Genomic DNA, 19,273 nt, shown 5'->3' on the forward strand with positions numbered 1-19,273 from the left:
GCATGGGAACCTTCCTGTCACTCCGGGCGCGGTCTGGGCGGTCGTGGTGACAGGAAAGTTCCCATGCTCGCACCGCCTCCCCGGTTTGGCGGGGGTCACAGCGACCGTCCGGTCGGGCTGCGTGGTCGGTGGGGCGGCATAACCTGGCGAGGTGAGCGACTCCGGTAATCCCCGCCCGACTTCCGGCGGTTGGATCCGTCGCCTCTTCGCCGCCTGTCGCCGGCACCCCGTGGCCTTGACGTTGGCGATGGGTGCGTCCGTCACGGCGGTCGGGTTGGAGGCGCTGGTTCCGCTGCTGACCAAGCTGGCGGTGGACGACGCCGTCGCGCGCAGCACCGACCGCCTGTGGTGGATCGTGATCGCGCTGCTCGGGCTCGGTGTGTTCCGCTTCGCGTCGGCGTTCGTCCGCCGCTACAGCGCCGGGCGGCTGGCCCTCGACGTGCAGCACGACCTGCGCCGGGCGGTGTTCGCCGCGATGCAGCGGCTGGACGGCGGGAAGCAGGACGCGCTGCGCACCGGCCAGGTCGTGTCCCGCTCCATCAGCGATCTGCAGATGGTGAACTCGCTGCTGTCGATGCTGCCGCTGGCGGCCGGTACTGCGGTGCTCGCGCTGTTCGCGATCGTGGCGATGTTGTGGCTGTCACCGCTGCTCACGGTCGTTTCGCTGATCGTCGCGCCGCTGATCGCGGTGATTTCGGCGCGCAGCAAGAAGAGCTTGTTCCCCGCGACGTGGTCGGCGCAGCAGCGCGCCGCGGACATCGCGCAGCACGTCGAGGAAACCGTCACCGGTGTCCGGGTCGTGAAGGGCTTCGGCCAGGAGGACCGCGAGGTCGGGCGGCTGGAGGGCCGCGCGCGGCGGCTGTTCGCCGAGCGGCTGCGCGCCGCCAGGATGACGTCGAAACCGGCGGCGAGCCTGGCCGCGCTGCCCTCCGCCGGGCAGGTCGGGGTGCTCGGCCTCGGCGGCTGGATGGTGCTGCAGGACCAGGTGAGCCTCGGGACGTTCGTCGCCTTCGCCGGGTACGTGGCGATGCTGGCCGGTCCGGCCCGGATGTTGTCGAGCGTGATGATCCAGGCGCAGCTCGCCCGCGCCGGTGTCGAGCGCATCCACGAGCTGATCGACTCCCAGCCCGAGGTGCAGGAGAAACCCGGAGCGGCGACCCTGCCCGACGGGCCGCTGGAGGTCCGGCTCGACGACGCGAGCTTCGGCTACACCCGCGATCAGCCCGTGCTGCGCGACGCGTCGCTGCGCGTCAGCCCCGGCGAGACCGTGGCGCTGGTGGGCCCGGCGGGTTCGGGCAAGTCGACGGTTTCGCTGCTCCTGCCGCGCTTCTACGACGTGCACGCGGGGAGCATCCGGATCGGGCCGGCCGAGGACGGCGACGCGAGCCACGACATCCGCGACCTGCGACTGGATTCGCTGCGCGCCGCGGTCGGGGTGGTGTTCGAGGAGGCGTTCCTGTTCTCCGACACCATTCGCGGCAACATCGCGTACGGCCGTCCCGACGCTTCGGAGGCCGACGTGATCGCTGCGGCGAAAGCCGCGGAAGCGCACGAGTTCATCACCGGCCTCCCCGACGGCTACGACACGACGGTCGGCGAGCGCGGCCTGACGCTGTCGGGTGGGCAGCGCCAGCGCGTGGCGCTCGCGCGGGCGCTGCTCTCGAACCCGCGGATCCTGGTGCTCGATGACGCGACGTCGGCCGTGGACCCGGCGACCGAGGCGGCCATCCACGACACCCTCCGGTCGGTGACCGCGCAGCGCACCACCCTGCTGATCGCGCACCGCCGGTCGACACTGGCGCTGGCCGACCGGATCGCGGTGCTCGACGAGGGGCGCGTCGTCGACGTCGGCACCGAGGAGGAGCTGAACCAGCGGTGCGAGCTGTTCCGGTCGCTGCTGGCCGGTCCCGGGGAGTCGATCGACAGCCGTAGCGACGGCCATGTCGTGGCCGGCCCGGACGGCATCACGCCGGAGCTCTGGCCCCCGTTGGACGACGCCGAATCGGCTGCCGCCGGCGCGGCGACGATGCCCGGGTCGCGCGGCATGGGCGGCATGACGATGCCGCCGACACCCGAGTTGACCGAAGGCATCCGGAAGCTCCCGCCCGCGACCGATCAGCCCGATCTGCGTGGCGAGGTCGCCACGGCGCCCGACCCCGATTTCAAGCTGTCCCGGCTGCTGCGGCCGATCCGCTGGGGCCTGCTGCTGACCGTGCTGCTGGTGGCCGGGGACGCGCTGACGTCGATCTCGTTGCCGTCCCTGGTGCGCCACGGCATCGACGGCGGGGTGGGCTCGGGCCACACCGACGCGCTGTGGGTCGCCACCGGCCTGGGCGTCGTGGTCGTCGTGGCTGGCTGGCTCGTGGTCAGGTTGCAGACCGTCATCACCGCGCGCACCGGCGAGACGCTGCTCTACCTGCTGCGCTTGCGCAGCTTCGCGCACCTGCAACGGCTCGGGCTGGACTACTACGAGCGGGAGCTCGCCGGCCGGATCATGACCCGGATGACCACGGACGTCGACGCGCTGTCGACGTTCCTGCAGACCGGGCTGGCGACGTTCGTGGTCAGCGTGCTGACGCTGTTCGGCATCGCGGGCGCGCTGCTGGTCACGGACGTCTCGCTGGCGCTCGTGGCGATGGCGGTGCTGCCGTTCCTGCTGGTGGCCACCGTGATCTTCCGCAAGGTCTCGTCGACCGCTTACGCCGAAGCGCGCGAGCGAGTGAGCACGGTCAACGCCGACCTGCAGGAGAACGTCTCCGGGATGCGGGTGGCGCAGGCGCACCGCCGCGAGGGGCACGCGGCGAAGGTGTTCGCGCAGCGCAGCGACGCCTACCGGCGGTCCAGGCTGCGCGCCCAGCGCTACATCGCCACCTACTTCCCGTTCGTCGCGCTGCTGTCGGAGATCGCGCAGGCGGCGGTGCTGGGCGTCGGCGCGGCGCGAGTCGCGTCGGGCGATCTGACCGCCGGTGTGCTGGTCGCGTTCCTGCTCTACCTCGGCCTGTTCTTCTCGCCCGTGCAGCAGCTGTCCGGCGTGTTCGACGGCTACCAGCAGGCGAAGGTGGGGCTGCAGCGGATCGGGGACCTTCTGCGGACGCCCACCTCGGTGCCCGCCGCAGCCGATCCCGCTCCCGTGCCGGAACGGTTCGAAGGGGGCGTCGAGCTCCGGTCGGTGTCGTTCCGCTACCCGGGCACCGAGCAGTTCGCGCTGCGCGACATCGCGCTGCGGGTGCGGCCCGGCGAGACCGTGGCGCTGGTCGGGGCGACCGGTGCCGGGAAGTCGACGCTGATCAAGTTGATCGCGCGGTTCTACGACGCCACCGACGGCGCCGTGCTGATCGACGGGCAGGACATCCGCCGCTACGACCTCGCGGAGTTCCACCGGCGGCTCGCCGTCGTCCCGCAGGAAGGCCACCTGTTCACCGGGGACATCGCCAGCAACGTCGCCTACGCGCAGCCGGGCGCCGATCCGACCGAGGTCGAGGCCGCGGCCCGGGCGGTCGGGGCGCTGCCGGGGATCGCCATGCTGCCGCGCGGCTTCCGGCAGCAGGTGGGAGAGCGCGGGCGGGGCCTCTCGGCGGGTCAGCGGCAGCTGGTCGCGCTGGCGCGCGCCGAGCTGGTGGACCCCGATGTGCTGCTGCTCGACGAGGCGACCGCCGCGCTCGACCCGGCGACGGAGTCGATGGTGGTCGCGGCCAGCGACCGGGTGGCGGCGCAGCGCACGACGTTCGTCGTCGCGCACCGGCTGGCCACGGCGGCGCGCGCCGATCGCATCGTGGTCATCGACGGCGGCCGGATCGTCGAGCAGGGCAGCCACGCCGAACTGCTCGCGGACGACGGCCACTACGCACGCCTGTGGCGGGCAGCGGACGGCGCGCCGGGCGAGCGGGAGCGGGACATCGACGCGACCAACATCGCCTGACCCGATGTGAGCAAGGGAACCTTCCTGTCACCACCGAGCCCTGTGACGTGAGGAAGGGAACCTTTCTGCCACCGCCGAGCCCTGTGACGTGAGCAAGGGAACCTTTCTGTCATCCATCGGCCTGTCGTGCCGCTGCGGATTGAGAGGAAGGGAACTTTCCTGTCATCGCCGGGCCCTGCGGTGTGAGGAAGGGAACCTTCCTGTCAGATGCCCTGGCTGGAGGCGCAGCAAGGGAACCTTTCTGCCACCGAACCGCACAAGACCGCCCACTCGCGTACACGGAAAGGAACATTCCGGACACGTTCCGCAACCGCGACCGCCTGTCGTCACACTTGCTCGGGACCAGTGGGGCCGGAGTGCCGCCGAGGGCCGAACTCCGCGAATGTCCATTAACGGAGAGGGAACACAGCGTGTCGGTGAAACGTCATACTGGTGTCGGACGACAACCCGGATGGAGTAGTACCGAGCAACGCCGATCTTGAGTGGTGCATGCCGAAGTGCGGTCGATGATCGTTCGTCCGAGCCGGACGGGGCCCGTTCCCCGCGAGCTGGGCTTTCCTGATCGATTTTGTGACCGAGCTCGTCGGCCGAACGGCCGTCCTGTGTGTCAACCGCGCGAATCGGACCGCTAGCCTGGTACCTGAGTGTGTCTGTAAATCACGAGCATATGGATCGAGGCGAACGCCAGCCGTGTCCAGCAGCCCTGCGTCACAGTTCGGCCCCAACGAGTGGTTGATCGAGGAGATGTACGAGCAGTTCCTCAACGATCCCACTTCCGTAGACTCGGCGTGGCACGAATTCTTCGCCGACTACAAGCCGGGCCAGGCAGCCACCGAGAACACCGCTGCTGCCGCCGCTGCAGCGGCCCCGACGACCACGGCCACCGCGACGCGCCCGAGTGAGACCAATGGTCAGGTCCCGCCGGCCGCCGCTGCGACCGCGCCCCCGGCGAGCAAGCCCGCCGCCGCGCCCAAGCCGTCCCCGCAGCAGGCCGCCAAGGCCGCTCCGGTGAAGGAGCCCCAGGCCGGTGGCGATGTGAAGACGCTCCGCGGCGCCGCGGCTGCGATCGCCAAGAACATGGATCAGTCGCTGACCGTGCCGACCGCGACGAGCGTGCGCGCGGTGCCGGCCAAGCTGCTGTTCGACAACCGCATCGTCATCAACAACCACCTCAAGCGGAACAAGGGCGGGAAGGTCTCCTTCACGCACCTGATCGGCTACGCGCTGGTCCGGGCGGTCCGGGACTACCCGAACATGAACCGCCACTACGGCGAGGACGCCAAGGGCAAGCCCGCGGCCGTCACGCCGGAGCACATCAACCTGGGCCTGGCCATCGACCTGCCGGGCAAGGACGGGTCGCGCAACCTCGTGGTCGCCTCCATCAAGGGCTGCGAGGACATGACGTTCCAGCAGTTCTGGCAGGCCTACGAGGACATCATCCGCAAGGCCCGCAACAACGCGCTGACCGCCGACGACTTCGCCGGCACCACGATCTCGCTGACCAACCCCGGCCCGTCCGGCACCAACCACTCGGTGCCGCGGCTGACCAAGGGCCAGAGCGCGATCATCGGCGTCGGCGCGATGGACTACCCGGCGGAGTTCCAGGGCGCCAGCGAAAAGGCGCGGGTCGACATGGGCATCAGCAAGATCGTGACGCTGACGTCCACCTACGACCACCGGGTCATCCAGGGCGCCGAGTCCGGTGACTTCCTGCGCAAGATGCACCAGCTGCTGCTGGGCGAGGACGGGTTCTTCGACGACATCTTCGCGTCGCTGCGCATCCCGTACGAGCCGGTGCGCTGGACGCAGGACATCCCCGAGGGCGCGGTGGACAAGACCGCCCGCGTGCTCGAGCTGATCGACGCCTACCGCACCCGCGGCCACCTGATGGCCGACATCGACCCGCTGAACTACCGGCAGCGGCGGCACGAGGACCTCGACGTCCTGTCGCACAGCCTCACCCTCTGGGACCTGGACCGGGAGTTCGCGGTCGGCGGTTTCGCCGGCAAGGAGCACATGAAGCTCCGCGACGTGCTGGGCGTGCTGCGCGACTCGTACTGCCGGACCGTCGGCGTCGAGTACATGCACATCCTCGAGCCCGACGAGCGCGAGTGGCTGCAGCAGCGGGTCGAGAAGCCGCACACCAAGCCGGAGCCGTCGGAGCAGAAGTACATCCTGTCGAAGCTCAACGCGGCCGAGGCGTTCGAGACCTTCCTGCAGACCAAGTACGTCGGGCAGAAGCGCTTCTCGCTGGAGGGCGCCGAGACCGTGGTGCCGCTGCTGGACGCGGTGCTGGACACCTCGGCGGCGCACGAGCTCGACGAGGTCGTCATCGGCATGCCGCACCGCGGCCGCCTCAACGTGCTGGCCAACATCGTCGGCAAGCCGATCTCGCAGATCTTCCGGGAGTTCGAGGGCAACCTGGACCCGGGCCAGGCGCACGGTTCCGGCGACGTCAAGTACCACCTCGGCGCCGAGGGCAAGTACTTCCGGATGTTCGGTGACGGCGAGACCAAGGTGTCGCTGACGTCGAACCCGTCGCACCTGGAAGCCGTCGACCCGGTGCTCGAGGGCATCGTCCGCGCCAAGCAGGACATCCTGGACAAGGGCCAGGAAGGCTTCACGGTTCTGCCGGTGCTGCTGCACGGCGACGCCGCGTTCGCCGGTCAGGGCGTGGTCGCCGAGACGCTGAACCTGTCGCTGCTGCGGGGCTACCGCACGGGCGGCACGGTGCACGTGATCGTCAACAACCAGGTCGGTTACACCACCGCGCCGGAGCACTCGCGCTCCAGCAAGTACTGCACCGACGTGGCGAAGATGATCGGCGCCCCGGTGTTCCACGTCAACGGCGACGACCCCGAGGCCTGCGTCTGGGTCGCGAAGCTGGCCGTGGCGTACCGCCAGGCGTTCGGCAAGGACGTCGTGATCGACATGGTGTGCTACCGCCGCCGCGGTCACAACGAGGGCGACGACCCGTCGATGACGCAGCCGAAGATGTACGACGCGATCGACAAGATGCGCAGCGTCCGCAAGGTGTACACCGAGGCCCTGATCGGCCGCGGCGACATCACCGTCGAAGAGGCGGAGAAGGCGCTGAAGGACTACGCGGCCCAGTTGGAGCACGTGTTCAACGAGGTCCGCGAGCTGGAGAAGCACCCGCCGTCGCCGAGCCCGTCGGTGGAGTCCGAGCAGCAGGTGCCGCGCGGACTGGCGACCGCGATCTCGCAGGAGACCTTGGAGCACATCGCCGAGGCGCAGATCAACCTGCCGGAGGGCTTCACCCCGCACCCGCGCGTCAAGCCGGTGCTGGAGCGTCGCGCCAAGATGGGTCGTGAGGGCGGCATCGACTGGGCGTTCGGCGAGCTGCTGGCGTTCGGTTCGCTGGTCATGGAGGGCCGCCAGGTCCGCCTGACCGGTCAGGACAGCCGGCGCGGCACGTTCGGCCAGCGGCACTCGGTGCTCATCGACCGCAAGGAGAACGCCGAGCACACGCCGCTGCAGAACCTGTCGGACGACCAGGCGAAGTTCCTGGTCTACGACTCGGCGCTGTCCGAGTACGCGGCCCTGGGCTTCGAGTACGGCTACTCGGTCGGCAACCCGGATTCCCTGGTGTTGTGGGAAGCGCAGTTCGGTGACTTCTTCAACGGCGCCCAGTCGGTGATCGACGAGTTCATCTCGTCCGGTGAGGCCAAGTGGGGCCAGCGGTCCGACGTGGTCATGCTGCTGCCGCACGGCCACGAGGGCCAGGGCCCGGACCACAGCTCGGCCCGCATCGAGCGGTGGCTGCAGCTGTGCGCCGAGGGTTCGATGACCGTCGCGATGCCGTCGACGCCGGCGAACTACTTCCACCTGCTGCGGCGGCACGCGCTGGACAACATCCACCGCCCGCTGGTGGTGTTCACGCCGAAGTCGATGCTGCGGTTGAAGGCCGCGACCAGCCCGGTCGAGGACTTCACCAACGGCAGCAAGTTCACCTCGGTGATCGACGACCCGGCGCAGCCGGACCCGGCCAACGTGCGCAACATCGTGCTGTGCACCGGCAAGCTCTACTACGAGCTGGCCGCGCACCGCGACAAGGAGGGCATCACCGACACCGCGATCGTCCGGCTGGAGCAGCTCTACCCGCTGCCCCACCGCAAGCTGGGCGCGCTGTTCGAGCGGTACCCGAACGCCACCTCGATCCGGTGGACGCAGGAGGAACCGGCCAACCAGGGTGCGTGGCCGTTCCTCGGCCTGGCCCTGCCGGAGCTGTTCCCGCAGCTGGTCGGCAAGCTCCAGCGGGTCTCGCGTCGTCCGATGGCCGCCCCGGCCACCGGTATGGCCAAGGTCCACGAGGTCGAGCAGGCCGAGGTCGTGCGCAACGCCTTCGCCTGATCCACGGCTGAAGCGGGCCGCCGGTTCCCTCCCGGAACCGGCGGCCCGTTTTTTGCGGCTGCAGCCGAAAACGCTCTCGGTGCGGAGAGCGCCGAATACCGTCGGATGATCGCGCGTGCTGACCTTGCCGAGGTCTTCGGGGAGGAGAACCTCGTCCGCCTGGACGTGTCCGCGGCCGCCGGTTCGTCCGATGCCGACCGGCACATCCTCACCCAGGCCGGCCTGCCGCGTTTCGCCGGTGAGCTGTTCACCACCGAGTTCGTCGGCCGGCCCGGCTCTTCGACGAGCGCGACGGATTCGTGGTGCTCATGGCGCTGGCCTCCGGCGGCAGCGAGGCGGAAACCGACGCGCTTTCCGCGCGCCTGCGCCAGCAGGACCCGCGCGCCTTCCACTCCCTCGACACCTGGTGGTCCACGGCGCTCGACGCCCTCCCGGCGGCCGGGACCGCCTGAACCCGCACCGCAGCGTGGAAAGGTGACAGGAAGGTTCCCATGCTCCACGGCCCCGGCTCGATGCGGTTGGCCGCGTCGGATTAGAGTCCTGCTCCGGCCTTGTGGCGTTCAGCCCCGGAGCTTCGCAAGCACAACGACCTTCCCGCCGTTCGAGGCGGTTCCCGTCGCCGCCGGAATTGCGTTTCGTACTCTGCTGTTCTGCCAACCCCGATCGCACCGGTCACGGACGGAAACAACTAGGAGGACACGGTGTACTTCACCGACCGCGGCATTGAGGAACTCGAAGATCGTCGCGGTGACGACGAGGTCACGCTGGCCTGGGTCGCCGACCGAATGCGGGCGTTCGTCGACCTCAACCCCGACTTCGAGGACGCCACCGAACGCCTCGCCACGTTCCTCGCCCGCGACGACGCCGACGACGAGTAACCAGCCCCGAGGTTCGACCAGCACCGGGGCGACCGGTTGGTGACAGGAAGGTTCCCTTCCCCTCGCCCCGGGCCGTTCCAGAAGCAAGCGCCGGCCTGCCGGTGACAGGAAAGTTCCCTTCCTGCCACGGCCGTCGGGCCGGCGGATGATCGAAAGGTTCCCTTCCTGCCACCCCACCGCACGTCCGGCACGTTGGTGACAGGAAGGTTCCCTTGCTCCCCCGTCAGGCCCGGTAGCGGGTCAGGCTGCGGTGCAGCCGGTAGAGGTCGCCGGCGGCAACGGTTTCCGGGTGGTGGGTGCTGCCGGCGACTGCGGCCTCATCGGCCCATTCCTCGTAGATCAGCACCCGGGTGCCGTCGACGCTGATGTGGAAGTGCGCGGCGATGAGCCCCGGCGGCAGCTCGGGCGTGATCCGGCCGCGCGCATCGTCGGCCAGCTGCCGCGCCTGCTCGATGTCCTCGGTGTCGTAGGTGAAAACCGCGACCAGATCGCCACGTCCAGGCTCTGGTGCGACGACGCTGCTGTGCAGGCGGTACCTGACGAGGCCGGGGCGTTCGATGCCCGGCACGGCCTCGTCGATGCCGCGGACCAGTGTCGGCCGGTAGGTCCGGACGAATTCGCGGTGAGCGTCGTCGTCGGTCCACTGCGCGTAGTTCAGCACCGTGGTGCCGTCGTCGCTCACGAAGCAGTTCAAGGACAGGAATGCCGGCGGCCACGGCGCGACGCGCCATTCCGCGATCGTCGAGTCCACCGCATCGCGCTGCCGCTGCGGGGTGCCCACGAGCCACGGGCTGACCAGGATCGTGCCGACGTCGGATCGGGTGATGTCGGGCATTTCGGTGCGGCCGGTCGTCATCGGGCCTCCTCGTGATCGTCGGCTTCGACACGATCCTCGAACCTCCATCTAGGTAGAAGTCAAGTCGTTGCCGCCGCGAGCCCACCGGCCGCCGCGCGTGACAGGAAAGTTCCCATGCTCGCAGCCCCGCCACGACGGCCGCTGACAGAAAGGTTCCCTTGCTCGCAGCCCCGCTCCACGGCGCCCGGGGTGACAGGAAGGTTCCCTTCCACACCTCACAACGGCTGGTGCGGGCTTCGTCGTGACAGGAAAGTTCCCTTGCTCGCACCACCGCCGCGACCGCTGGTGACAGGAAGGTTCCCTTCCTCTCGCCCGGGGGGGGCGGCGGGGTGTTCCGGGCGGCTCCCCTGGCCGGGGGGCCGGGGATGCGGGGTGATCCCCCAAGGAGTGACGTGCACGGCGGCCGGGGCCGATGTGTGATCGCCTCTGCGCTGGCAATGCCACCGCACTACGGAGGAATCGATGCGACGTCTGCTTGCCAGCACCCTGCTCACTGGTCTCGCCGTGCTGGGCGCCACCGGAACGGCCGCTGCCGCCGATGGCCCCCACTCGTCGGCGTCGGACCCGTTCCTCGCCGCAATCGTCGGCAGCACGCAGGGGCCGAACCAGCAACCCCAGGTGAGCCACAACGAGCAGCACAAGTACCGCCACGTGCACCAGCACCACGTCCAGACCTCTTCCCCGCACGGGCAGCAGGGCTTCTCCCACACGCACGAGCAGTCGTCGAACGGTTGACCAGCCGCCGACGCCGCGCCCCATTCGTCGAAGGCGGGTGGGGCGCCGTGCGCTGTGCAGCACCGCTTACCAGCCAGTGCAGAAAGTTGCGATGGACCTGCGCCGCGGCACCGGGCCAGACTCCACTGCGACAAGCATCGAGAGCGGAGGAACCTTGCGCGCTCTGGTGAAGACCTCACCCGCGCCCGGCCTGGAACTGGCCGAGCTCCCCGACCCGACCCCGGGCCCCGACGAAGTCGTGGTGCGGGTGATGCGCACCGGGATCTGCGGTACGGACCTGCACATCGCGTCGTGGGACGAGTGGGCCGCCCGCACCGTGCCGACGCCGCTGGTGGTCGGCCACGAGTTCGCCGGGGAGGTGGTGGCCATCGGCGCCGCGGTCACGCGGGCATCGGTCGGCGACTTCGTCAGCGGCGAAGGGCATCTGGTGTGCGGCCGCTGCCGCAACTGCCTCGCCGGCCGCCGCCACCTGTGCGCGCACACGCAGGGCCTCGGCGTGCACCGCAACGGCGCGTTCGCCGAGTTCGCGGTGCTGCCCGAGCAGAACGTCTGGGTGCACCGCGGCGACGTCGATCCGGACGTGGCGGCGATCTTCGACCCGTTCGGCAACGCGGTGCACACCGCGCTCAGCTTCCCCGTCGTCGGCGAGGACGTGCTGATCACCGGCGCCGGGCCGATCGGGCTGATGGCCGCGGGGGTGGCCAAGCACGCGGGCGCCCGGCACGTGGTGATCACCGACGTCAGCGAGCACCGGCTGGAGCTGGCCCGCCGCGTCGGCGTGGATCTGGCCGTGGACGTTTCGCAGACCCGGGTCGCCGACGCGCAGCAGCAGCTGGGCATGAGCGAGGGCTTCGACGTGGCGATGGAGGTCTCCGGGAAGCCCGAGGCGCTGCGGGAGGCCGTGGCGAACATGGCGCACGGCGGCCGGATCGCGATGCTGGGCCTGCCCGCCGAAGACTTCCCGCTCGACTGGAGTGCGGTGGTGTTCAAGATGCTCACCGTCAAGGGCATCTACGGCCGCGAGATGTTCGAGACCTGGTACTCGATGTCGGTGCTGCTGGAGTCCGGGCTGGACCTGAGCCCGGTGATCACGCACCGATTCCCGTACACGCAGCACGCCGAGGCGTTCGAGACGGCTCGCAGCGGCCGCTGCGGCAAGGTCATCCTCGACTGGACAACGAAGGGGTCCTCCTGATGTACACGATCGCTGACGACGTCCGCGCCGAGCTGGCCGAGATCCGCGCCGCCGGGCTGTACAAGGACGAGCGGGTGCTGGACTCGCCGCAGAGCGCGCGGGTGGGCGTCGGCGGTGCCGAGCTGCTGAACTTCTGCGCGAACAACTACCTGGGGCTTGCCGATCACCCCGCGCTGGTCGCAGCCGCCGAGGAGGCGCTGGCGAAGTGGGGTTTCGGGATGGCGTCGGTGCGGTTCATCTGCGGCACGCAGGCCCCGCACAAGGAGTTGGAGCGGCGGCTCTCGGAGTTCCTGGGCACCGATGACACGATCCTGTACAGCTCGTGCTTCGACGCCAACGGCGGGGTTTTCGAGACGCTGCTCGACGACCGGGACGCGGTGATCTCCGACGAGCTCAACCACGCGAGCATCATCGACGGCATCCGGCTGTCCAAGGCCCGCCGCGGCCGGTACCGGAATCGGGACATGGCCGATCTCGAGCGACTGCTCAAGGAGAATTCCGACGCGCGCCGCAAGCTCGTCGTCACCGATGGCGTGTTCTCGATGGACGGCTACCTGGCGCCGCTGGACGAGATCTGCGCGCTCGCCGAGAAGTACGGGGCGATGGTGATGGTCGACGACTCGCACGCGGTCGGGTTCACGGGCCCGAAGGGTGCGGGCACACCGGACCTGTTCGGCGTCGCCGACCGGGTCGACATCGTCACCGGCACGCTCGGCAAGGCGCTCGGCGGCGCCAGCGGCGGCTACGTGTCCGCGCGCGCCGAGATCGTCGAGCTGCTGCGGCAGCGTTCCCGGCCGTACCTGTTCTCGAACTCCCTCGCGCCGTCGATCGTGGCCGCTTCGCTGGCCGCGCTGGACCTGGTCGCCGCGCAACCGGAGCTGCGGGAGCGGCTGCGGGACAACAGCTCGCTGTTCCGCCGCCGGATGGCCGAGGAGGGCTTCGACCTGCTGCCCGGAGAGCACCCGATCATCCCGGTGATGATCGGCGACGCGGCGGAGGCGGCGCGGATGGCGGACCTGCTGCTGGAGGAGGGCATCTACGTCATCGGCTTCTCCTACCCGGTGGTGCCCAAGGGCAAGGCCCGCATCCGCACCCAGATGTCGGCCGCGCACAGCACCGAGGACGTGGAGCGGGCGGTGTCGGCGTTCGTGGCGGCCCGCGATCGGATGGGTACCATCGCCCGGTGATAGACCCCCGGCGGCTCCAGGTGCTCCGCGCGCTCGCCGACCACGGCACCGTGCGCGCGGCGGCGGAGAAGCTCTACCTGACGCCGTCGGCGGTATCGCAGCAGCTCACCGCGCTGGAGAACGAGGTCGGGCAGCCGCTGCTGGTCCGGCAGGGCCGCCGGGTGCGGCTGACCGCGGCCGGTGAGCTGCTGGTCGAGCACGCCAAGGCGGTCCTGGCGGAGCTGGAGCGCGCGGAGGCGAGCTTGGCGGCGTGCGCGGCCGGCACCGTCGGCACGGTCGAGGTGGCATCGTTCGCCTCGGCGATCACGCAGGTCGTGGCGCCGTCGATCGTCGCGTTGCGGCAGCAGGCGCCGGACGTGCGGGTGCTGGTGCGCGACGCCGAGGCGCACAACAGCCTGATGATGCTGCTGGCCGGGGAGATCGACATCGCGATCTCGATGGAGTACACGTCGACGCTGCAGGCGGACGCCCGCCGGGTGAGCAGGTTCCCGCTGTACACCGAGCCGTTCGACGTGGTGCTGCCGCCGAACCACCCGCTCGGTTCCGCCGCGGAGATCGCGCTCGACGCGCTGCGCGACGACGACTGGATCGCGCCGCTGCCGGGCAACCCGTGCCGCGCGGTGGCCCAGGTGTCCTGCGAGAACGCGGGGTTCGTCCCGAACATCACGCACACCTCGGACGACTTCCACGCGGTGGTGGCTCTGGTCGCGGCGGGCACCGGTGTCGCACTGGTGCCCCGCACGGCCATCGCGGCCGGCCTGGACGTGGTCGCGCTGCCGGTCGCGGGCAAGCCGCCGACCCGCCGGGTCTTCGCCGCCGTCCAGTGCGGACGGGAGGAGCACCCGCTGGTCCGCGTCGTGCTGAACGCGCTGCTGGCGAGCAAGGGCCGCTAGGCCACCCTTCCCGATCCTGCGTCGCGCCGGATTGACAGCAAAGTTCCCATACTTGCGCGCCTGCGCCTGGGGTGACAGGAAGGTTCCCATGCTGCGATCCAGGCCTGGGGTGACAGGAAGGTTCCCATGCTGCGATCCAGGCCTGGGGTGACAGGAAGGTTCCCATGCTCACGCTGTGGGCCGCGCTGCTCGCCCCTGAGGATCAGCGGCCTTCGAGAGAAGCGATGCGAGCATGGGAACCTTCCTGTCACCGATGCGACGCGAGGATGGGAACCTTCCTGTCACCGACGCGTCACGGCAGGAGCAGGGTTCGGCCGGGTGTGGTGCGGGCCGCGATCGCCGCGTGTGCTTCGGCGGCCCGTTCCAGCGGGAAGGCCTGGCCGATGGTCGGTTTGATCCGCCCTGCCGCAGCCTCCGCCAGCGCGCGTTCGGTCATCGGCTTCTTCTGCTCCGGGGAAGGCTGGACGTCCAGCAGCCCCACCACGGTCACGTCGCGCCGCTGCGCTTCCGCCGGGTCGATCTCGGTGAAGTCGCCGCTGGCCGCGCCGTACGAGTAGAACCGGGCACCGTTGTTCGTCGTCTCGAACGCCGCGCGCCCGAGCGCGCCGCCGACGCCGTCGAAGACCACGTCGACGCCACCGGTCAGCTCCCGCACCCGCTGCCCCCAGTCCGGCTTCGCGTAGTCGACCGGTTCGCCGCCCAACTCGCGAACCAGGTTCAGCTTCGCGTCGCCGCGTGCCGCGCCGATGACGTGGGCACCGGCCGCCCGCGCGAGCTGGACCAGCACCGAGGCCGCTCCCCCGGTGGCGGCGTTGACCAGGACCTGTTCGCCGGGCTGGATCCGGGCGTGCTCGGCGAGGAACAACGCCGTGGTGGCGTCGTGCAGCAGCGCGACGGCTTCGCGCTCGCCCAGCCCATCCGGCACCTGGATCAGCTCGGACTCGTCGACGACGACCAGCTCTGCGTAGGTGCCTCCGTTGCGCGTGCTGGCGACCACCGACCGTCCGATCCAGCTCGGGTCGACGGATTCGCCGACCGACACCACTTCTCCGGCCACGCCGTCACCGGGCACGTACGGCGGCGACTGACCGAAGAACTCCTTGCCCCACCCCTCGCGCAGCTGGGTGTCCAGGAACAGGACGTCCACTGCGGACGCTCGCACGAGCACCTGCCCCGCGCCGGGTTCTGGATCGGCGACGTCCGCCACTGCCAGCACTTCCGGCCCACCGAATTCCTTCACCTGCACCACGCGCATGTCGCTCAGCCTCCTCCGTTGACCGCCAACAGCCTCCGACTTCGACTTAACTGGAGGTCAACATGCCGACGCGGCGACAGGAAAGTGCCCTTGATCACACCTCCAGGAGGTGTGATCAAGGGCCGGTGACAGGAAGGTTCCCGTGCTCGCGCGCGTTAGCCGACGCGCGTGCCCTTGCGCCAGACGGCGTGGGTGAGGGGCACGCCCGGCCGGTAGGCGAGCCAGGTCGTGCTCGGGGCGTCGAGGATGTGGACGTCCGCCCGCGCGCCGGGCCGGAGGACGCCGACCGCGCCGTCGCCGGTCTCCCGGCGCAGCGCCCGCGCGCCACCCCAGGTCGCCGCCCGTACCGCCTCTTCGATGGTCATCCGCATCTGCAGCACCGCCGTCGTCACGCAGAACGCCATCGACGACGTGTAGGACGAGCCGGGATTGCAGTTGGACGCCAAGGCGACCGCGGCGCCGGCCTCGATGAGCGCCCGGGCATCCGGCAGCGGCTGCCGCGTGGACAGGTCGCAGGCGGGCAGCAACGTCGCCACGGTGTCCGAACCCGCCAACGCGTCCACATCGGACTCCGTGAGGTAGGTGCAGTGGTCCACGCTCGCGGCGCCGAGTTCGACGGCCAGCTGAACGCCCGGCCCGGGGCCGAGCTGGTTGCCGTGCACGCGCAGCCCCAGCCCGCGTTCCTTCGCCGCCACCAGGATTCGCCTGGACTGGTCGGCGTCGAACGCGCCCTGCTCGCAGAACACGTCGCACCAGCCGACGTGCGGCGCCACGGCGTCGAGCATCTCCCCGCGCACCAGGTCCGCGTAGGTGTCCGCGTCCTCGCCCGGCGGCACCAGGTGCGCGCCGAGGAACGTCACCTCGTCGGCTTCGGCGGCGATCTTCGCGGCCCGCAGCTCCTCGGCGACCGTGAGCCCGTAGCCGGTCTTGGTCTCCATGCACGTCGTGCCCTGCGCGGCGGCTTCCGCGATGTGCTTGCGCAGGTTGGCGGCCAGCTCCTCGTCGGTGGCGGCCCGCGTCGCTTCCACGGTGACGGCGATCCCGCCCGCCTGGTAGGACTGCCCGGCCATCCGGGCGGCGAACTCCGCGGTGCGGTCGCCGGCGAACACCAGGTGCGTGTGGCTGTCGACCCAGCCGGGCAGGACCGCTCGCCCGGCCGCGTCGAACCGCTCGTCGGCTTCCGGCGCGGCGGCCGCGGGGCCGGCCCAGACGACCCGGTCACCGTCGATGACCAGCGCGGCATCGGTGAGCGTGCCGAGCTCGTCGTCGTTCGTCGTCAGCTCGCCGATTCCAGTAATAACAGTGCTTGTCATCGTTTCTTGTTCCCTGCTCGTCGTATCTTCAAGTGTTCGTGAGTGAATATCGCGGTAAGAACCGGAACGAACACTCACGAGCGCAGCGCGGCGATCGCTTCGCCGAGCTCGCCCGCCGCGTCGATCGCTTCGTGCTTGCCGTCCTGCACGATCCGGTGCCCGTCGGCGATCACCACCCGGACGTCGTCGGCCCGCGCGACCGCCGGGACGGCCTCGGGCGCGACTCCGGCCAGCCGGGTCGAGCCGAGATCCACCGCCACGAAGTCGGCGCGGGCACCGGCTTCGAGCCGGCCCGCGTCGGCCCAGCCCAGGGACCGGTGCGCGGCCTCGGTGGCCATCGCCAGCAGCTCGGCGGCCGCGAAGTGCCCGCGGGTCTCGGTGTCCAGCCGCAGGTAGGACTCGACGGCCTGCACCTCCGCGAACGGATCGATCGCGGAGTGCCCGTCGCTGCCGACGGATAGCGGGCTCCCGGCGACGGCCAGCGCCGCCGCCGGGCCGATCCCGTCGGCCAGGTCGGCTTCGGTCGTCGGGCACAGGCACACCCCGGTCGCGCTACCGCCCAGCAGCGCCACGTCGGACGCGGCCAGGTGCGTGGCGTGCACCGCCGTCACGCCGGGCCCCAGTGCGCCGCGCGAGTCCAGCAGCTGGGTCGGGGTGCAGCCGTGCGCCGCCAGGCACGCCTCGTTCTCGGCGCGCTGTTCGGACAGGTGCACGTGCAGCGGTGCCTCGTTCTCGCGCGCCCAGCCGGCCACGTCCGGGATCTCTTCCGCGGGCACCGCGCGGACCGAATGCAGCGCCGCGCCGAGGCGAACCCGGTCACCGTCCACAGTGCACCGGTCGATCCGGTCGATCCAGCTCGCGGCCGAACCGTCCGAGAAGCGCAGCTGCACACCGTCCAGCGGCCGCCCGAAACCGCCCGCCAGGTAGCACGTGTCCAGCAGGGTGAGCCGGATTCCCGCGTCCCGCGCGGCCTGCGCGAGGGCCTGGCTCATCGCGTTCGGGTCGTCGTACCGGGTGCCGTTCGCGGCGTGGTGCAGGTAGTGGAATTCGCCGACGCAGGTGATCCCGGCCAGCGCCATCTCGGCGTAGACGCCGCGGGCGAGCCGGTAGTAGCCGTCCGGGTCCAGCACCTCCGCCACCCGGTACATCTGTTCGCGCCAGGTCCAGAAGGTGCCGCGCGCGCCGTCGTCCCCGCCGCGGAGCGCGCGGTGGAACGCGTGGGAGTGCGCGTTGGCGATGCCGGGCAGCGTCATGCCCGGGAGCCGTTCGGCGTGTTCCGGCGGGTTCTGCGCGGAGCCGACGGCAGCGATGCGGCCGGCGTCGACTTCGAAGAGCACGCCCCGCTCCGGTCCGCTCGGCAGCCAGGCCCATTCGCACCAGTAGGTGGTCAACCGCCTCACCCGGCCAGGTCTTCCAGGACCTGGGCGAGCGCGTGCGCGCCGGAATCGCAGTCGCCGGGCTCGGCGTGTTCCTCCGGGGCGTGGCTGATGCCGGTCGGGTTGCGCACGAAGAGCATCGCCGTCGGCACCTCGGCGGCGAGGATTCCCGCGTCGTGCCCGGCTCCGGTCGGCAGCGCCGGGGCGTCGCCGAGCAGGCCTGCGAGCCGGTCCCGGAACGCGGCGTCGAAGTGCACGGTGTCGCCGTAGGATTCCTCCGTCACCTCGACCTGGCAGCCCTCGGATGCGGCGAATTCCGCGGCCGCCCCGGACAGGTCTTCGACCATGGACCGCGTCGACCGGTCGTCCGGCGACCGCGCGTCCAACCAGATGTCCACAGTGGACGCGATGACGTTGGTGCCGCCGGGGTTCGGGACCAGCCTGCCCACCGTCGCCCGGCCGCCGTCGACGCCCGCCGCGATCCGGCGGGCTTCGAGGACCAGCCGCGACGCGGGCAGCATCGGGTCGTGGCGGTCGGCGATCAGCGTCGCGCCGGCGTGGTTCCCCTGGCCGCTGAACCGGAACCGCCACCTGCCGTGCGCCAGGATCGACGACGCGACCGCCACCGGGCGGTCCAGGTCGATCAGCCCCCGGCCCTGCTCCACGTGCAGCTCGACGAACTGCCCGATGCGCCGCAGCGCCGCGTCGTCGCGCCCCAGCCTGGCCGGGTCCGCGCCGAAGGACCGCATGGCCTCGGCGAACGTCACGCCGTTCGGGTCGCGGAGCGCGCGGGCCCGGTCCGCGTCGATGGTCCCGGCCAGCAGCCTGGAGCCCAGGCACGGCACGCCGAACCGGCCGCCCTCCTCCTCGGCGAAGACGACCATCGCGAGCGGCTTCCGGGGCGTGAAACCCTTGGCCCGCAACAGATCCACCGCGCTCAGCGCGCTGACCACGCCGAGCGGGCCGTCGAACGCGCCGCCGCCGGGCACCGAGTCCAGGTGGCTGCCGGTCACCACCGCGTCATCGCCCGGCTCGCCCCACCACGCCCAGATGTTCGCGTTCTGGTCGGTGGTGACGCGCAGGCCGCGAGCCTCGGCCTGCTCGACGAACCACTCGCGGAGCTCCCGCTCGGCGTCGTCGAAGACGTGCCGGGAGTATCCGCCCCGGCGCCGGTCCGCGCCGACATCGGCGATGGCCGCCATCAACTCGTTCGGTCCCGCCACACCCGCTCCTTTTCGAACACCCGCGTCCCGGGCAGCAACCCGTCAGTTCCAGAGCTCGTGAGCGTTTTG

General features: G+C 70.7%; 13 protein-coding genes and 1 pseudogene. 9 read left to right on the forward strand and 5 right to left on the reverse strand.

The window, feature by feature from the left end; translation table 11 throughout:
- The first annotated feature begins 247 nt into the window (after positions 1 to 247).
- The 5 genes and pseudogenes from AC07EQ_RS22855 to AC07EQ_RS22875 all read left to right on the forward strand — a co-directional run bounded on the left by AC07EQ_RS22855 (position 248) and on the right by AC07EQ_RS22875 (position 9,171).
- Complete coding sequence (locus tag AC07EQ_RS22855; RefSeq protein WP_478389939.1) at positions 248 to 3,919, forward strand: ABC transporter ATP-binding protein; 3,672 nt, start codon at positions 248 to 250, stop codon at positions 3,917 to 3,919.
- A 744-nt stretch (positions 3,920 to 4,663) separates the two neighbouring features.
- The gene (locus tag AC07EQ_RS22860) at positions 4,664 to 8,293 is read left to right on the forward strand and encodes a multifunctional oxoglutarate decarboxylase/oxoglutarate dehydrogenase thiamine pyrophosphate-binding subunit/dihydrolipoyllysine-residue succinyltransferase subunit (RefSeq protein ID WP_478389982.1); all 3,630 of its coding nucleotides are present in this window, start codon (positions 4,664 to 4,666) and stop codon (positions 8,291 to 8,293) included.
- 105 nt (positions 8,294 to 8,398) lie between these two features.
- Positions 8,399 to 8,566: pseudogene (locus AC07EQ_RS22865) on the forward strand (SUKH-4 family immunity protein); the annotation flags it as partial.
- A 29-nt stretch (positions 8,567 to 8,595) separates the two neighbouring features.
- Positions 8,596 to 8,745: a hypothetical protein gene (locus AC07EQ_RS22870; protein WP_478389940.1), complete on the forward strand. Its 150-nt coding sequence runs from the start codon at positions 8,596 to 8,598 to the stop codon at positions 8,743 to 8,745.
- Between the two features lie 249 nt (positions 8,746 to 8,994).
- Positions 8,995 to 9,171 (forward strand): DUF6104 family protein, encoded by a 177-nt coding sequence (locus AC07EQ_RS22875; protein ID WP_010304877.1) that lies wholly within the window; start codon positions 8,995 to 8,997, stop codon positions 9,169 to 9,171.
- Between the two features lie 223 nt (positions 9,172 to 9,394).
- On the opposite strand, the gene AC07EQ_RS22880 is transcribed toward AC07EQ_RS22875, so the two are convergent.
- On the reverse strand, positions 9,395 to 10,027 hold the full coding sequence (locus AC07EQ_RS22880; protein ID WP_478389941.1) for an antibiotic biosynthesis monooxygenase: 633 nt from the start codon (positions 10,025 to 10,027) through the stop codon (positions 9,395 to 9,397).
- 462 nt (positions 10,028 to 10,489) lie between these two features.
- On the opposite strand from AC07EQ_RS22880, the gene AC07EQ_RS22885 reads away from it, so the two are divergent.
- From AC07EQ_RS22885 to AC07EQ_RS22900, 4 genes are all read left to right on the forward strand, one after another.
- Positions 10,490 to 10,762, forward strand: a complete 273-nt coding sequence (locus tag AC07EQ_RS22885; protein ID WP_478389942.1) for a hypothetical protein — start codon at positions 10,490 to 10,492, stop codon at positions 10,760 to 10,762.
- A gap of 154 nt (positions 10,763 to 10,916) precedes the next feature.
- Positions 10,917 to 11,957, forward strand: coding sequence for an L-threonine 3-dehydrogenase (gene tdh / locus AC07EQ_RS22890; protein WP_478389943.1), 1,041 nt, complete (start codon positions 10,917 to 10,919; stop codon positions 11,955 to 11,957).
- Entirely contained in the window at positions 11,957 to 13,144 is a 1,188-nt protein-coding gene (locus AC07EQ_RS22895) for a glycine C-acetyltransferase (protein WP_478389944.1), read from the forward strand. Before tdh ends, AC07EQ_RS22895 begins: the two co-directional genes overlap by 1 nt.
- The gene (locus AC07EQ_RS22900) at positions 13,141 to 14,037 is read left to right on the forward strand and encodes a LysR family transcriptional regulator (protein WP_478389945.1); all 897 of its coding nucleotides are present in this window, start codon (positions 13,141 to 13,143) and stop codon (positions 14,035 to 14,037) included. Before AC07EQ_RS22895 ends, AC07EQ_RS22900 begins: the two co-directional genes overlap by 4 nt.
- Positions 14,038 to 14,329: 292 nt before the next feature.
- Here the strand turns inward: AC07EQ_RS22900 and AC07EQ_RS22905 are convergent, their stop codons facing one another.
- The 4 genes from AC07EQ_RS22905 to AC07EQ_RS22920 form a co-directional block, all read right to left on the reverse strand.
- Positions 14,330 to 15,292: a zinc-binding dehydrogenase gene (locus tag AC07EQ_RS22905; RefSeq protein WP_478389946.1), complete on the reverse strand. Its 963-nt coding sequence runs from the start codon at positions 15,290 to 15,292 to the stop codon at positions 14,330 to 14,332.
- A gap of 155 nt (positions 15,293 to 15,447) precedes the next feature.
- Positions 15,448 to 16,605, reverse strand: coding sequence for an imidazolonepropionase (hutI, locus tag AC07EQ_RS22910; protein WP_478389947.1), 1,158 nt, complete (start codon positions 16,603 to 16,605; stop codon positions 15,448 to 15,450).
- A gap of 74 nt (positions 16,606 to 16,679) precedes the next feature.
- Positions 16,680 to 17,996 carry a formimidoylglutamate deiminase gene (locus tag AC07EQ_RS22915; RefSeq protein WP_478389948.1) on the reverse strand — a complete coding sequence of 439 codons (1,317 nt, stop codon included), beginning with the start codon at positions 17,994 to 17,996 and terminating at the stop codon, positions 16,680 to 16,682.
- Positions 17,997 to 18,001: 5 nt separating this feature from the next.
- The gene (locus AC07EQ_RS22920; RefSeq protein WP_478389983.1) at positions 18,002 to 19,183 is read right to left on the reverse strand and encodes an allantoate amidohydrolase; all 1,182 of its coding nucleotides are present in this window, start codon (positions 19,181 to 19,183) and stop codon (positions 18,002 to 18,004) included.
- Between the last annotated feature and the right edge of the window lie 90 nt (positions 19,184 to 19,273).

The organism is Saccharopolyspora sp. NPDC045839, from assembly GCF_056431645.1.